Source organism: Jatrophihabitans sp., from assembly GCF_036388195.1.
Lineage (GTDB): Bacteria > Actinomycetota > Actinomycetes > Mycobacteriales > Jatrophihabitantaceae > Jatrophihabitans_A.
Genome location: NZ_DASVSG010000030.1, coordinates 1 through 14,704, shown reverse-complemented (window position 1 = coordinate 14,704; position 14,704 = coordinate 1). Strand labels below are relative to the sequence as shown.

Below are 14,704 nucleotides of genomic sequence, written 5' to 3'. Positions count from 1 at the left end.
CCCGGACCTCGGCGGTGGTGAGCAGCTCCGCCAGCTGCTCACCCAACCCGGCGTCGAGCTGCTCGGCCAGCCGGTGCAGCACCTCGATGCCCTCGTCCGGGATCGGGTCGCCGGCCCATTGCCACAGCACCGTCCGCAGCTTGTTCTCGGTGGCGAAGCTCACGCCGTGGTCGACGCCGTAGACATGCAGATCGGGCTTGTCCGGCGCGGCAGCTGTATCCGGCGCGGCAGCTGTATCCGGCGCGGCGGCAGAGGTCGGCGCGGCAGCAGCGTCCGGCGCAACGGCTGTATCCGGCACGGCAGCAGCGTCCGGCCGGCCGGCGGTGACCGGCAGCAGGTGCGAGACCTTCCGGTCGGAGTTGTTGACCACCGCGTCCAGCAGCGCTATCCGCTGCAACGGCGGCAGCTCGCCGGAGTTGATGGCGGCGAGGATGTCGAACGATTCGTCGTGGGCGATCCAGAGCTGGACCATGCCGGTGCCCACCGGTCCCTCGCGCAGCACGGTGGGCGGCACCGGATCCCAGCCGGTCGCGGCGGCGACGAGGTAGGTCGCCACCTCCCGCTGGGCCAGCGTGCCGTCGGGGAAGTCCCACAGCGGGCGCTCGCCGGCCACCGGCTTGTAGACGCAGGCCGCCGTCACGCCGTCCAGCTCGATGGCGCAGTAGAGGGTGGCGTTGGAGGCCGTGGTGATGCGGCCCTGGACCGTCATCTCGCCTCGTTCGAGCAGTTCCAGAGCGTCGAGCACCGGTAGCGCCACCGGCGGGGTGAGCTCAGTCACCCGACCCCAACCGGACCTGCCGACGGTAGCCGTTGCTGCGTGGGCAGACGTGACCCGACGAGTCCAGCGGCTCGTTGCACAACGGGCACGGCGGCCGGCCGGCCGCGATCACCCGGCGGGCCCGCTCCACGAAGTCCACCGCGGCCTGGTGGGCCAGCCGCACCCGGAGCGCGTCCGGGCCTTCCTCGGTGTCCTCCAGCAAGCTGGCCTCGGCGGCTTCCGGAGACTCCGCGGGCGCCTGCGCCTCGACCAGGATCAGGCCGGAGTCGGTGTCGTAGGCAAGCCCCATGGCCGCGACCCGGAACTCCTCGTCGATCGGGCTCTCCAGCGGATCGGTGTCCGGCGAGACCGCCTCGGGCAGCTCGAAACCGCTGCGGCTGGCGACCTCGGCGAGCAGTTGCTCCAGCCGCTCCGCGAGCACCGAGACCTGCGACTTCTCCAGCGCCACGCTGACGATCCGGCCGTCATCGGCGGCTTGGAGGTAGAACACCCGTTCGCCGGGTTGGCCAACGGTGCCGACGACGAAACGTCGCGGCTGGTCGAAGAAAAAGAACTGTCGGCTCATTACATCCAGCCTAGACGGCGCCGGCTCCCGCGCCACCGCCGACGGTCGCATCCGAGGACGTCCGCCGCCTCCCCGCAGCGCCCTTGGCCGGCGGTGGCGGCAGGAACCGGCTGAGCTCGCCGGCGGTGTCGTTGGTGCTGAGCACGAACGGGCGCCCGGCGGTGTAGCGGACGGCCGACACCGAGCACGGGTCCACCACCAGCCGCTGGAACAGGTCCAGGTGCATGCCCAGCGCGTCGGCCAGGATCGCCTTGATCACGTCGCCGTGGCTGCACGCCACCCAGAGCGCCTCCGGCCCGGACCTCTCGCCCACCGAGGCGTCGAGGTCGCGCACCGCGCGCACCGCCCGCTCGGCCATCGCGGCCATCGACTCGCCGCCGGGAAACCGCACCCCGGACGGGTGTGACTGCACCACCGGCCACAGCGGGTCCTTGGCCAGCGAGTCGATCCGGCGGCCGGTCCAGTCCCCGTAGTCGCATTCCAGCAGCCGCCGGTCCGAACGCTGCGGCACCGTCCGGCCGGCTGCCTTCTGGGCGCGGGTGACGGCCCGGGCGGTCTCGGCGCAGCGCTCCAGCGGGCTGGTCACGACCGCGGCCAGCGGCAGCACCGCCAGCCGGTCGGCGACCGCGGCCGCCTGGGCCTGGCCGCGCTCGTCGAGGTGGACCGCCGGCGTCCGGCCGGCCAGCACCGGGCCGGTCATCGCGGTCAGGCCGTGCCTGAGCAGGAGAACAGTGGGCAAGGTAGCCGCCTTGTCGAGGGATCAGGTCGCTGAGACGGCGCCGCTGGCCAGCAGCCCGAGCAGCAGCACGCCGAGCGCCACCCGGTAGGCGATGAACACGAACGTCGAGTGCCGGGAGACGTAGCGCAGCAGCCAGGCGATCGAGGCCAGCCCGACCCCGAACGAGATCACCGTCGCGACCAGGGTGACGCCCATCCCCGGGGCTCCGGGCTCGCCGATGTCCCTGGCCTCGAACAGCCCCGAGGCCACCACCGCGGGCACCGACAGCAGGAAGGAGAACCGGGCCGCGGTGACCCGGTCCAGGCCGCGGAACAGCCCGGCGGTGATGGTCGAGCCGGACCGCGACACGCCGGGGATCAGGGCCAGCGACTGGGCTACGCCGACCACCAGGGCGTCCTTGGTGTTGATGTCCTCCTCGGTCCGGGTCCTGCTGCCGACCCGCTCGGCCAGCCCCAGCACCAGCGCCAGCACGATCAGCGCGGTGGCGATCAGCCACAGGTTGCGGGCGCCGGTGGTGATCTGGTCCTTGAAGAGAAACCCGAACACCCCGACCGGGATGGTCGCCAGGATCAGGTACCAGCCCATCCGGTACTCCAGGCTGTCACGCACCTGGCGGTCGACCAGCCCGCGCAGCCAGGCCACCGCGACATGCAGCAGCTCGCGCCAGAAGAACAGCACCACCGCGGCCATCGTGCCGAGCTGGATGACCGCGGTGAAGGCGGTGAAGCCGGGCTGGTCGACGTCCGGGTTCATCCAGGCCTGCATGATCCGCAGATGCGCCGTGGACGAGATCGGCAGGAACTCGGTCAGTCCCTGCACCACGCCGTAGAGCCCGGCCTGCAGGACCGAGATGTCAGCGCTCACGACGCGGCCCCCGACGCCTGCAGCGCCTCGGCAGCGGTCCGCAGGCTGGCCAGCCGGTCCTCCAGGGTGGTGGCGTAGGGCATCACGTTCAGGGTGGTGACCCCGGCGGCGGCGAACTCCGCCATCCGCTGGGCGATCCGCTCCGGCGGGCCGAGCAGCGACGTCGAGTCGATGAACTCGAAGGGCACCGCTTTCGCCGCGGCCAGGTACTCCCGGGCCAGGTACTGCGTCTGGATCTCCGCGGCTTCGGCCTGGTAGCCCATCCGCACCGCCAGCTGGTTGTAGAAGTTGACGTCCCGGCTGCCCATGCCGCCGATGTAGAGCGCGGCGTAGCCCCGGATCGGCTCGGCCAACGCCGCCAGGTCGTCGCCGATCGCCAGCGGCGCGCTGGCCACCACGTCGAAGCCGTCGAGGTCCTTGCCGACCTTGGCGCGGCCGGCGGAGATCCGGGCCAGCTGCTCGGCGGCGAAGTCGGTGGAGAAGAAGATCGCCAGCCAGCCGTCGGCGATCTCGCCGGTCAGCTCCAGGTTCTTCGGGCCGACCGAGGCCAGGTAGATCGGGATGTGCTTCCGAACCGGGTGCACGGTGAGCTGCAGCGCCTTGCCGGGGCCGTCGGGCAGCGGCAGCGTGTAGTGGCTGCCCTCGTAGCGCACCCGCTTGCGGCTCAGCGCCAGGTTGACGATGTCGACGTACTCCCGGGTGCGGGCCAGCGGCTGGGCGAACCGGACGCCGTGCCACCCCTCCGACACCTGCGGGCCGGACACCCCGAGCCCCAGCCGGAACCGGCCACCGGAGAGGGTGTCCAGGGTCGCCGCGGTCATCGCCGCCATCGCCGGGCTGCGGGCCGGGATCTGCAGGATGGAGCTGCCCAGCCCGATCTGCTCGGTCTGCGCCCCGACCCAGGCGAGCACCGTGGGCGCGTCCGAGCCGTAGGCCTCGGCCGCCCAGGCGCAGGAGTAGCCGAGCACGTCGGCTTCCCGGGCCAGCGCGAGGTTGTCGGCGTCGTTGCCCATGCCCCAGTAGCCGAGGTTCAGTCCCAGTTTCACGCCGGTCACCCTACCGACACCGCTACCGGCTGGTAGGAGCGGCGCGGACGGTGCGCGTCCCGGCCCGGTCCGAGCCGGTGCACTAGGTTCTGCCCCGTGGAACTGCGCGCGCTGGGACGGAGCGGCCTGAAGGTGTCCCGGCTGGGCCTGGGCACCATGACCTGGGGCGCCGGCACCGACCCGGACGAGGCCGCGGCCATCCTGGTCGCCTTCCATGACGCCGGCGGCACCCTGGTCGACACCGCGGCCTCCTACGCCCAGGGCGATGCCGAACGCATCCTCGGCGCCCTGATCGCCGACGTGGTGCCCCGCTCGGAGCTGCTGATCGCGTCCAAGGCCGGCCTCAGCTGGAACGGCGACCAGCGGTCGGTGAACACCTCGCGCGGGGTCCTGCTCAAGACCCTGGACGAGTCGCTGGCCAACCTGGGCGTGGACTACCTGGACCTGTGGCAGGTGCACACCGTGGACTCGAGCGTGCCGGCCGAGGAGACGCTGGCGGCCCTGGACGCCGCGGTGAGCGCGGGCAAGGTCCGCTACGTCGGGGTGTCGAACTATCCCGGCTGGCGGACCGCGCAGGCCGCGACCTGGCAGCGGGCGGTGCCGGGAAGGGCGCCGCTGGTCTCCAACCAGGTGCGCTACTCCCTGCTCGAGCGCGGCGTGGAGCGCGAGGTGCTGCCGGCCTGCCTGGAGCTGGGGCTGGGGATCCTCGCCTACTCGCCGCTGGGTGGCGGGGTGCTGACCGGCAAGTACCGGCACGGGGTGCCGTCGGACTCCCGGGGCGCGGCGCAGGGCCGGAGCCTGTCCAGCTACTCCGACAGCCGCCAGGTGGGCATCGTCGAGGCGGTCGCCACCGCCGCGGACGGGCTCGCCACCTCCCCGATCACGGTGGCGCTGTCCTGGCTGCGCAACCGTCCCGGGGTGGCCGCCGCGATCGTCGGGGCCCGCACCCTGGGCCAGCTGACCGCCGCGGTGCAGTCACTGGCGGTCGAGCTGCCGTTAGAGATCCAGCTGGCCCTCGATGACGTCTCCGCGCCCCGGCTCGGCTATCCCGAGGACGTCCGCTGACCGGGCCTGCCCCGGCCGACCAGGAGAAAGCAGCCTTCGCGGCGTTCTGCTCGGCGGGGCTGTGGCCGGGGCTCGGCAGCACCCTGGCCGCGGAGCTGGCCGACGCCGGCATCTGCGGGCCGCAGGACGTGACCGTCGCCGCGCTGGTCCGGTTGCCCAAGGTGGGGCAGCTGCGCGCCGGACGGCTGTTCTCGGCGTTCCTGGCCGCCCAGCCGGCCTACGAGGTCGTCGAGCTGCTGCTGGCCGCCGGGCTGCCGGCCCGGCTGGCCGCCCGGGCGGTGGACACCTTCGGCGCCGGCGCGCACCGGCTGCTGCGCGATGACCCGTGGCGGCTGCTGCAGCTGCCCGGCGTGGACGTCCCCGACGCCGACGCGCTGGCCCGGGCCGCGCTGCCGGGCGTGGAGCTGTCGGACCCGCGGCGGTCCCGCGCGCTGGTGGGGTTCGTGCTGGCCCGGGTGGCGCGCGAGGGCCACACCGTATGGCCGGCGGCGGAGGTGAAGCTGGACCTGGAGCTGTTCCGGATCCCCGACCCGGACCGGGCGATCACCGACGCCTGCGCCGGCGAGACGGTGCAGCAGGTGAGCACCGGGGACGCCGAGCCGATGCTGGCGCTGACCCGCTACGCGGCGGCCGAGGCCGAGATCGCCGGGTCGGTGCGCCGGTTGATCGGGTCGGCCTCGCCGTTCGTGGCGGCGGCCAAGAAGAGAGGCAAGTCCAAGAAGGCGGCCGATGAGCTGGACGGCTTGGACGAGGTGCAGCGCAGCGCGGTCGGCAACGCGCTGGCCCACGGGGTCAGCGTGCTGACCGGCGGGCCGGGCACCGGCAAGAGCCGGACGGTGGCCACCGTGGTCCGCGAGGCCGGCCGGGTCGGCAAGTCGGTGGCGCTGGCCGCGCCCACCGGACGGGCGGCCAAGCGGCTGGCCGAGCTGTGCGATGCCGAGGCGATGACCATCCACCGGCTGCTGGGCGTCCAGCCGCGCTCGGGCGACAGCGGCGAGATCGACTTCAGCGCCGGGTTCGCCCGGGGCGCGGACTGGCCGCTGGACGAGGACCTGGTGGTCGTCGACGAGGCCTCGATGCTCGACGTGGAGCTGGCCGCGGCGCTGTTGCGGGCCTGCGCCGACGGCACCCACCTGATGATCGTCGGCGATTCGGCCCAGCTGCCCTCGATCGGCCCCGGCCAGGTGCTGGCCGACCTGATCGCCTCGGGCGCGGTCGCGGTGGTGGAGCTGGCCACCCTCTACCGCCAGGACGCCGGCGGCGCGATCGCCCGGCTGGCCACGGCGGTCCGGGCCGGCGAGCTGCCGGCGGTCGACTCGCCGGACCGGGAGGTGGTGATCGTCCCGGCCCGCGGGTCCGCCGAGTGCGCGCGCCGGGTGGTGCAGCTGATGACCGACTCGATCCCGCGGGCGCTGGGCATCGAGACCGAACAGATCCAGGTGGTCACCCCGGTGCACCGCGGCCCGGCCGGGACCATCGAGCTCAACGCCGCCCTCAAGGCCCAGCTGAACCCGTCGCCGTTCCGCAAGGCCGCCAACCGGTTCGACCCCGGGGACCGGGTGGTGGCCACCGCCAACCACCTGGAGGCCACGCCCACCGGTTTCGCCAACGGCGAGGTCGGCACCGTCACCGCGGTCCGCGACAAGGTGGTGACCATCGACTTCGGCACGGACGTCCCGGCGCTGGCCGAGGTCAGCGGCAAGATGCTGGCCGACATCAGCCACGGCTGGGCGATCACGGTGCACCGCGCGCAGGGCTCGGAGTTCCGCGGCGTGATCGTGGTGCTGCCCCCGGAGGCGGGCCGGATGCTGTCCCGGCCGCTGGTCTACACCGCGCTGACCCGGGCCCGGGCGCACCTGTCGGTGGTGCACGGCAGCGGCCCGGCGCTGGTCCGGGCCGTCCGCACCGTCGGCGCCAAACCCCGCCGGACGATGCTTGTCACGATGCTGTGCACGGAGCAGGCCATCATGGAAAGGTGATCCCGCGTCTGCGCCGGTTCGGCGTCTCTGCTGCCGTCGGGCTGCTGGCGGCCGGGGTGGCGGTCGGCGTGGGCGAGCTGGCGGCCTCGCTGGTCCGGCCGGCGGCCTCGCCGGTGATCGCGGTGGGCAACCGGTTCATCCTGCTCACCCCCGAGCCGGTGAAGCGGTTCGCGATCGAGCGGTTCGGCACCGCCGACAAGGCGGTCCTGCTGGGCGGGATCTACTCAGGACTGGCGGTGCTCGCGGTGCTGATCGGCCTGCTGGCGATGCGATCGCTGCGGCTGGGGATGGCCGGGATCGCACTGCTCGGCATCGTCGGCGGCTACTGCGCGCAGACCGCCAATGCCTCCCGCGCCGCCGATGCGTTGCCCTCGATCGTCGGCGCGCTGGCCGCGATGGCGGCCCTGGCCGCGCTGGTCCGGACGGTCACCGGCACCGATTTCGAGCCGGCCAAGCCCGGCGCGCTGCTGGCCGACCGGCGCCGGTTCCTGCAGGGCAGCCTGGCCGGCGCGGGGCTCGCCCTCTTCGGCGGTTTCGGCGGCCGGGCGCTGCAGCACCTGCGTTATGACGCCTCGGCCGCCCGGGCGGCGATCCGGCTGCCCGAGCCGGTGTCCGGCCCCGGCCCGCTGCCCTCGGCCTCGGCGCAGGCTGCCGGCGCGACCAGCGGGGTGAACAACTTCGACCTGGGCAAGAGCGGGCTGCCGTTCCAGACCCCGGCCGACTACTTCTACCGGATCGACACCGCGCTCAGCGTTCCGCAGATCAACCCCGCGACCTGGAAGCTGCGCATCTCGGGGATGGTCGAGCGGCCGTTGACGCTGACCTATGCCGACCTGCTGGCCAGGCCGCTGGTGGAACGCTGGATCACCCTGGCCTGCGTCTCCAACGAGGTCGGCGGCGAGCTGATCGGCAACGCGACCTTCCGCGGGGTGCTGCTGGCCGACCTGCTGCGCGAGGCCGGCATCTCCCCGGCGGCCGACCAGCTGGTGGCCTCCTCCAGCGACGGCATGACGATCGGCTCGCCGACGGCGGTGGTGATGGACGGCCGGGACGCGATGCTGGCCGTCGCCATGAACGGCGAGGTGCTGACCACCGAGCACGGCTTCCCGGTCCGGATGGTGGTGCCGGGCCTGTACGGCTACGTCTCGGCGTGCAAGTGGATCACCGGCCTGCGGGCCACCACGTTCGACGACTACCGGGCCTACTGGGTGCGCCGGGGCTGGGTGGACCGCGCTCCGGTCAAACTGTCGTCCCGGATCGACCGTCCGGTGCCGCCGGGCGCGGTCAAGGTCGGCGAGCCCGTCCCGGTGGCCGGCGTGGCCTGGGACCAGCACGTCGGTGTGTCGCGGGTCGAGGTGCAGGTCGACAACGGCCCCTGGCAGCAGGCCAGCCTCGCGCCGGTTCCGTCGGTGGACACCTGGCGGCAATGGGTCTACCTCTGGACCCCGCAGTCACCCGGCCAGCACCGGCTGCGGGTCCGGGCCTTCGACCGGGATGGCAACCCGCAGGACGCCCGGGACACCGACCCGTTCCCGTCCGGGGCCACCGGCCTGCACAGCGTCACGGTGCGCGCGGCGCGCTGAGCCCGCTGCCGGTGAGTGATCCGGGTGAGTGATCCGGCCCGGCTGATCCGGCCGTGACAGAGATTCCTCCGGCCCTGCTTGCCAGCTTTCGGCGCTGGCCCTGGTTAGCATCAGAAGAACCTTGCTCGGAGTGAGCTCGCCCGTCCGACAGGGCGATCCACGCTGCGAGGCGGCCAGCGTGTGGCCGATCGAATGGAGGCAGCGTGGCAACCGCCGCAATCACCAAGCCCGGCACGGGACGCGAACGCGTCCTGAGCCTGCTCCTCCTGCTGCCGTCCCTGGTGGTGTTCGTGCTGTTCCTGTTCTGGCCGCTGGTCAGGACGTTCCGGCTGAGCACCACCGGCCAGGACCTGTTCGGGCGGGCCAACCGCTCGGTGGGGCTGGCGAACTTCAAGGCGGTGCTGCACGACCCGGAGTTCGGCCGGGTGCTCGCCGTGACCGCCGGGTACGTGCTGCTGACGGTGCTGCCGAGCATCCTGCTCGCGCTGATGCTGGGGTTGCTGCTGCAGCACCCCCTGCGCGGGCTGCGAGTGCTGCGCTCGGCGTTCGCGATGCCGTTCGCGTATTCGGTGGCGGCGGCCTCGGTGGTGTTCGCCGCGCTGTTCAACCCGGCCATCGGCATCGCCAACTACCTGGTGACCTCCCTCGGCTTCGCCCCGGTGAACTGGCTGACCCAGCCCGGCACGGCGCTGATCAGCATCGCGATCACCACCATCTGGATGAGCCTGGGCTACAACATGCTGGTGCTGCTGGCCGGGATCGGCGGCGTGGACGAGCAGCTGTACGAGGCCGCCCGGCTCGACGGCGCGGGCACCTGGCGGATCGCCTGGTCGATCACCATCCCGATGATCACCCCGACGCTGTTCTTCCTGATCGTGGTCGACACCATCCACGCGCTGCAGAGCTTCGGCCAGATCCACCTGCTGACCAGGGGCGGGCCGACCGGGCACACCACCACGCTCGTGTACTGGATCTACCACACCGCCTTCGCCAACGGGGCCTCCGACTACGGCACCGGATCGGCGCAGGCGATCGTGCTGCTGGTGGTGGTCATCGCCGTCACCGCGATCCAGTTCGGGGTCCTCGAACGAAAGGTGTTCTACCGATGAGCCGACCGGCAGCCAGGAGTGCCCCGTGAGCGTCGCCACCCAGAGCCGCCCGGCCTCGGCAGCCGGTGGCCGGCCCGCCCAGGCACGGCCGCGGCGCGCGATGTCAGCCGGCCGGCTGGCCCGCATCGTCTCGCTGCTGCTGCTGGCCGTGGTGGTGCTGTTCCCGGTCTACTACACCGTGGTCGGCAGCGTGATGGGGCCGCGCGACATCGCCTCGGCTCCCCCGTCGCTGATCCCGCACACCCTCACCTTCGCCAACTACCGCGGCGTCTTCCACGCCATTCCGCTGGGCCGCCAGTACTTCAACTCCACCCTGGTGGCGGTGGCGATCACCGTCGCCCAGTTGGTCTGCGCGGTGCTGTCCGCCTACGCGTTCGTGTTCCTGACGATGCCGTTTCGGCGGGCGTTCTTCGCGCTGTTCATGCTCACCCTGATGGTGCCGTGGGAAGCGATCATCATCCCGAACTTCCTGTTCATGGCCGAGCACCAGCTGCGCAACACCTACCTGGCGCTGATCCTGCCGTTCCTGGCCGGCGGGTTCGGCACCTTCCTGCTGCGGCAGGCCTTCCGCAGCTTCCCCATCGAGCTGCGCGACGCCGCGACGCTGGACGGGGCCGGCCATGCCCGGTTCCTGCTGCAGATCCTGCTGCCGCTGTCGCGCCCGGCGCTGGCCAGCGTCGCCATCTTCGTGTTCCTCTCGGCCTGGAACCAGTTCTTCTGGCCGTTGCTGGTGACCGACTCGCCGAGGATGCAGACCCTGCAGATCGGCCTGTCCTCGCTCAATGACGCCGAGCAGGCCAACCCCGGCCTGATCCTGGCGGGGGTCAGCATGGCGCTGATCCCCACGGCGCTGCTGGTCGCCCTCGGCCAGCGGTTCCTGGTTCGCGGCCTCACCGCCGGTGCGGTCCGTTAAGGGCCTCCGTGGCTCCTCGTCCTGGTACGACCAAAGCCCCCGATCGAAAGGCACATCCATGAGGTATCGCTTGAGCAGGACGCTGTGGTCCGGGACGGCGGCGTTGGCGCTGGCCCTGACGGTGGCGTGCGGCAGCTCGTCCAACGGCTCGGACGCCAAGGGCTCCGACGCCGCCCCCGGCGCCGACGTCCTGAACTCCGGCCCGGTGACGGTGTCGTTCTGGCACGCGATGAAGGGCGCCAATGCCGATGCGCTGAACGCGCTGGTGGAGAAGTTCAACTCGGCGCACTCGGGCAAGATCACCGTCAAGCCGACCTTCCAGGGCAGCTACGACGACACCATCACCAAGTACAAGGCCGCGGTGCAGGCCAAGCAGACGCCGGCGCTGGTGCAGATCTATGACATCGGCTCCGGCTTCATGGCCGACTCGGGCCAGACCATCCCGGCGCAGGCCTTCGCCGACCTGGACAAGTACGACCTGTCCGACATCCAGCCGGCGATCAAGGGCTACTACTCCCGCGCCGGCAAGCTGCAGAGCATGCCGTTCAACTCCTCGGTGCCGGTGCTCTACATCAACAAGACGGCGTTCACCAAGGCCGGCCTGGACCCGACCAAGCCCCCGGCGAACCTGGACGAGATCCGCACCGCCGCCGAGAAGATCAAGGCCAGCGGGGCGGCGAAGTTCGGTTTCGGCGCGGCGATCTACGGCTGGTTCTTCGAGCAGCTCACCGCCCAGGCGGGCAAGACGTACTGCAACAACGACAACGGCCGCACCAAGCGGGCGGACGCGGTCACCTTCGACGACCCGGAGCAGGTGAAGGTGCTGTCCTGGTGGAAGGGCATGGTCGACGACGGCCTGGCCACCAACACCGGCCGCAAGACCGACGACGCGCAGGCGGCGTTCAAGTCCGGCACGGTCGCCATGCACCTGGAGTCCACCGGCGCGCTCGGCGGCTATGTCACGGCGGCCGCCGGCACGTTCGAGGTGGCCACCGCGCCGTTCCCGAAGATCCAGGCGTCCGACACCGGCGGCCCGATCATCGGCGGCGCGTCGCTCTGGATCGGGCGCGAGGGTCATTCGGCTGCCGAGCAGCGGGCGTCCTGGGAGTTCGGCAAGTTCCTGCTGGAGCCGGCCAACGCGGCGTACTGGCACACCAAGACCGGTTACTTCCCGATCACCAAGGCCGCGCTGGAGGAGGACATCGACAAGCAGTGGGTCGCGGAGAAGCCGCAGTTCAAGACCGCGATCGACCAGCTGGCCGCCTCCCCGGTCGGGGTGCCGACCCAGGGCTGCCTGCTGGGCACGCTGCCGCAGATCCGGGCGCTGGTCGAGAACGCGCTGGAGTCGGTGCTGACCTCGAACAAGGACCCCAAGGCGGCTCTGGACGAGGCCGCCAGCCAGGCCAAGTCGCTGATCGACAAGTACAACTCGTCGGTGAAATAGGCCCCGAGTTGGCGCCGGATGGTTTGGGGCGGCTCAGCAAGGAGCACAATTGAGCCATGCCGACCCAGACCATGGCGGACGCTGACCCAGACTGGGAGTACGCACCGCTGCGGATCCCCTCGGACGTCACGAGGGTGAACGCAGCGGTGCGTCTCGCATTGCATGCCGAGTACGGCGGCTGGGAGCTCGCCCGCGTCCGCAGATACGCCGACGGCTCGCGTCAGATCCTGCTGCGGCGCAAGCGCCGGGCAGCCGAGCCGGTGCCGATGCCCGGGCTCAGCGCCTGACGGTCACCTGCGGAGCCGCGCCGGCCTGATCCGCCGCTGCCCCGGATCATTGGCCCCGCAGCAAGCCGCCGGTCGGCGTGTCGCCCTGCTGCGCGGCCAACGACCGGCCCGGTCGGCTCAGCAGCTGCGCAGGAACCGGTCCAGCACCCGGACGCCGAACTGCAGCGCCTCGACCGGCACCCGCTCGTCGATGCCGTGGAACAGCGAGGTGAAGTCCAGGTCCGGCGGCAGCAGCAGCGGCGAGAAGCCGAAGTTGCGGATGCCGAGCAGCGAGAAGGACTTGGCATCGGTGCCGCCGGACATCAGGTAGGGCACCGGGACCCCGTTCGGGTCCTCCGCCTTGAGCGCGGCGGCCATCGCGTCCACCACGGCGCCGTCGAACTCGGTCTCCACGGCGATGTCGGAGGTGATGAACTCCCGCGTGATGTGCTCGCCGATCAGCTCGTCGATGGTGTCGAAGAGTTCGGCCTCGTAGCCGGGCAGGAACCGGGTGTCGATGACCGCCTCGGCGCTGGACGGGATGACGTTGGCCTTGTAGCCGGCCTGGAGCATGGTCGGGTTGGCGGTGTTGCGCAGGGTGGCGCCGATCATCCGGGCCATCGCGCCGAGGTGCTTGAGCGCGGGCTCCGGGTCGTCGGGGTCGATCGGCAGCCCGGTCACCTCGGCCAGGGTGGTCAGGAACTGCCGGACGGTCGGGGTGACGTGGATCGGGAACTGGTGCTGGCCGATCCGGGTGACCGCCTTGGCGAGTTCGGTGACCGCGTTGTGGTCGTGGATCATCGAGCCGTGCCCGGGACGGCCCTCGGCGCGCAGCTTGAGCCAGCCGATGCCCTTCTCCGCCGTCTGCAGCGGGTAGAGCCGCAGGTCCTGGCCGACCGTGACCGAGAAGCCCCCGACCTCGCTGATCGCCTCGGTGCAATCGGCGAAGTAGTCGGCGTGGTGGTCCACCAGCCAGTGCGCGCCCTGCTGTCCACCGGCCTCCTCGTCGGAGACGAACGCCAGCACGATGTCGCGCTCGGGCTGCACCCCGGTCCGGGCCCATTCGCGGATGACGGCCAGCGTCATCGCGTCCATGTCCTTCATGTCCACCGCGCCGCGGCCCCAGACGTAGTCGTCCTTGACCTCGCCGGCGAACGGGTCGACCGACCACTCGCTGGCGTCGGCAGGCACCACGTCGAGGTGGCCGTGGATGAGCAGCGGCGGCCGGTCGGGGTTGGTTCCGGTGATCCGGGCGATGGTGGAGGCCCGGCCGGGGGCCGCTTCGAGGATGGTAGAGGCGATGCCGACCTCGTCCAGCTTCTCGGCCACCCACTCCGCGGCCGGCCGCTCGACATGGGTCGGATTGGAGGTGTTGATCCGGATCAGGTCGGTGAGGAGCGTGGCCACCTCGTCGACGGCGGTCACGGGGCTCGGCTCTGCTGCGGAGGTCATGTGTAGTTCCTACCAGTGCCGGGTGCGGGAATCGACTTCGGCTAGACTCCTGCTGGCACTCGTCCGGGTGGCGGAATGGCAGACGCGCTAGCTTGAGGTGCTAGTGCCCTTTAACGGGCGTGGGGGTTCAAGTCCCCCCTCGGACACCATCGTTCTGCACGCATAGCCATGATCGCGTCGCGAAAGCGAGTAGACGGTCGCGGCGCGACCGATCATCATCGACGGGTGCCCAGCGACGTCGCCGAGACACTGAAGGCGGCGGTGCCGGGGTCAGATGGCTGGACCCGGACGCGGGTTTACCGAGGCACCAGCCAGGGCGCGGAGCTGTGGTCGAGCAGCTCAGGGCGGCGGGTGATCGTGAAGCACCACCCGATGGCAGCGCTGGACGTATTCGAGGCGATCGGGCGACGCATCCAGGTGCTGCGGAACGCCGGCGTGCCAGCGCCAGCCACCAGGGTTGCCGCTCACGGAGAAGACGTCCTGCTCATCCATGACTACCTGCCTGGCCGTTCCGATCCGGCCTTGTCGGCTTCGCTGATCGACGACCTCATCGGCATCATCGAACGCGAGGCCGGGTTGGCCGATGACTCGGCGCCGCACTGGCCCGAACTCATCCGGACGAGCCTGGCCATCGGGCAACGGCACCGCACGCTGCAGAGCTACAGCCAGGCAACTCGGAAACTACTCGAACGCGTGTGCCGGGTCGGGCACGATCCGTCGGTAGGTCAGCTGACCGCGCGGGATCTCGTGCACTTCGACCTGCACACCGGCCAGTTGGTCAGCGACGACGGCCGCCGGGTCTCCGGGATCATCGACTGGGACGGCGTGCGCTCCGGGGATCGGTCGCTGGACCTGGCCAACATCGCGTTCACAAGCTTGTGGAAGACGTCTGACACCGGCG

At 71.5% G+C, this 14,704-nt stretch carries 14 protein-coding genes and 1 tRNA gene; 9 read left to right on the top strand and 6 right to left on the bottom strand.

Annotated elements, in window-relative coordinates:
• The 5 genes from VF612_RS02565 to VF612_RS02545 all read right to left on the bottom strand — a co-directional run.
• A partial coding sequence (locus VF612_RS02565; protein ID WP_408658278.1) for an SCO1664 family protein occupies positions 1-709 on the bottom strand: 709 nt, incomplete at its 3' end.
• Positions 710-770: 61 nt separating this feature from the next.
• Positions 771-1,343 carry a DUF3090 family protein gene (locus VF612_RS02560; protein WP_408658276.1) on the bottom strand — a complete coding sequence of 191 codons (573 nt, stop codon included), beginning with the start codon at positions 1,341-1,343 and terminating at the stop codon, positions 771-773.
• A 10-nt stretch (positions 1,344-1,353) separates the two neighbouring features.
• Positions 1,354-2,043, bottom strand: a complete 690-nt coding sequence (locus VF612_RS02555; RefSeq protein ID WP_408658277.1) for an MSMEG_4193 family putative phosphomutase — start codon at positions 2,041-2,043, stop codon at positions 1,354-1,356.
• A 60-nt stretch (positions 2,044-2,103) separates the two neighbouring features.
• Positions 2,104-2,946, bottom strand: a complete 843-nt coding sequence (locus tag VF612_RS02550) for an undecaprenyl-diphosphate phosphatase (RefSeq protein ID WP_408658275.1) — start codon at positions 2,944-2,946, stop codon at positions 2,104-2,106.
• The gene (locus VF612_RS02545; protein WP_408658274.1) at positions 2,943-3,992 is read right to left on the bottom strand and encodes an LLM class F420-dependent oxidoreductase; all 1,050 of its coding nucleotides are present in this window, start codon (positions 3,990-3,992) and stop codon (positions 2,943-2,945) included. The genes VF612_RS02550 and VF612_RS02545 overlap by 4 nt, the downstream gene beginning before the upstream one ends.
• A 96-nt stretch (positions 3,993-4,088) precedes the next feature.
• On the opposite strand from VF612_RS02545, the gene VF612_RS02540 reads away from it, so the two are divergent.
• The 7 genes from VF612_RS02540 (at position 4,089) to VF612_RS02510 (ending at position 12,372) form a co-directional block, all read left to right on the top strand.
• Positions 4,089-5,057: an aldo/keto reductase gene (locus VF612_RS02540; RefSeq protein WP_408658273.1), complete on the top strand. Its 969-nt coding sequence runs from the start codon at positions 4,089-4,091 to the stop codon at positions 5,055-5,057.
• Positions 5,058-5,185: 128 nt separating this feature from the next.
• A complete protein-coding gene (locus VF612_RS02535) occupies positions 5,186-7,036 on the top strand; it encodes an AAA family ATPase (protein WP_408658272.1) in 1,851 nt (616 codons plus the stop codon).
• The gene (locus VF612_RS02530) at positions 7,033-8,619 is read left to right on the top strand and encodes a molybdopterin-dependent oxidoreductase (protein WP_408658271.1); all 1,587 of its coding nucleotides are present in this window, start codon (positions 7,033-7,035) and stop codon (positions 8,617-8,619) included. Before VF612_RS02535 ends, VF612_RS02530 begins: the two co-directional genes overlap by 4 nt.
• 203 nt (positions 8,620-8,822) lie before the next feature.
• The gene (locus VF612_RS02525; protein WP_408658270.1) at positions 8,823-9,728 is read left to right on the top strand and encodes a carbohydrate ABC transporter permease; all 906 of its coding nucleotides are present in this window, start codon (positions 8,823-8,825) and stop codon (positions 9,726-9,728) included.
• Between the two features lie 25 nt (positions 9,729-9,753).
• A complete protein-coding gene (locus tag VF612_RS02520; RefSeq protein ID WP_408658269.1) occupies positions 9,754-10,641 on the top strand; it encodes a carbohydrate ABC transporter permease in 888 nt (295 codons plus the stop codon).
• Between the two features lie 58 nt (positions 10,642-10,699).
• Positions 10,700-12,085, top strand: coding sequence for an ABC transporter substrate-binding protein (locus VF612_RS02515; protein ID WP_408658268.1), 1,386 nt, complete (start codon positions 10,700-10,702; stop codon positions 12,083-12,085).
• Between the two features lie 56 nt (positions 12,086-12,141).
• Positions 12,142-12,372 carry a DUF5703 family protein gene (locus VF612_RS02510; protein WP_408658267.1) on the top strand — a complete coding sequence of 77 codons (231 nt, stop codon included), beginning with the start codon at positions 12,142-12,144 and terminating at the stop codon, positions 12,370-12,372.
• Positions 12,373-12,489: 117 nt separating this feature from the next.
• Here the strand turns inward: VF612_RS02510 and VF612_RS02505 are convergent, their stop codons facing one another.
• Positions 12,490-13,803: a M20/M25/M40 family metallo-hydrolase gene (locus tag VF612_RS02505; protein WP_408658266.1), complete on the bottom strand. Its 1,314-nt coding sequence runs from the start codon at positions 13,801-13,803 to the stop codon at positions 12,490-12,492.
• A 61-nt stretch (positions 13,804-13,864) separates the two neighbouring features.
• On the opposite strand from VF612_RS02505, the gene VF612_RS02500 reads away from it, so the two are divergent.
• Together VF612_RS02500 and VF612_RS02495 are read left to right on the top strand one after the other, a co-directional pair.
• A tRNA-Leu gene (locus VF612_RS02500) sits at positions 13,865-13,952 on the top strand.
• A gap of 76 nt (positions 13,953-14,028) precedes the next feature.
• On the top strand, positions 14,029-14,704 hold a 676-nt coding region (locus VF612_RS02495), incomplete at its 3' end, for a phosphotransferase family protein (protein ID WP_408658265.1).

What these genes read in the sequence shown, in the direction of transcription:
- VF612_RS02510 (WP_408658267.1), top strand. Translation starts at nt 12,142, where the DNA reads ATGCCGACCCAGACCATGGCGGACGCTGACCCAGACTGGGAGTACGCA.
- VF612_RS02505 (WP_408658266.1), bottom strand. Translation starts at nt 13,803, where the DNA reads ATGACCTCCGCAGCAGAGCCGAGCCCCGTGACCGCCGTCGACGAGGTG.
- VF612_RS02515 (WP_408658268.1), top strand. Translation starts at nt 10,700, where the DNA reads ATGAGGTATCGCTTGAGCAGGACGCTGTGGTCCGGGACGGCGGCGTTG.
- VF612_RS02555 (WP_408658277.1), bottom strand. Translation starts at nt 2,043, where the DNA reads ATGACCGGCCCGGTGCTGGCCGGCCGGACGCCGGCGGTCCACCTCGAC.
- VF612_RS02560 (WP_408658276.1), bottom strand. Translation starts at nt 1,343, where the DNA reads ATGAGCCGACAGTTCTTTTTCTTCGACCAGCCGCGACGTTTCGTCGTC.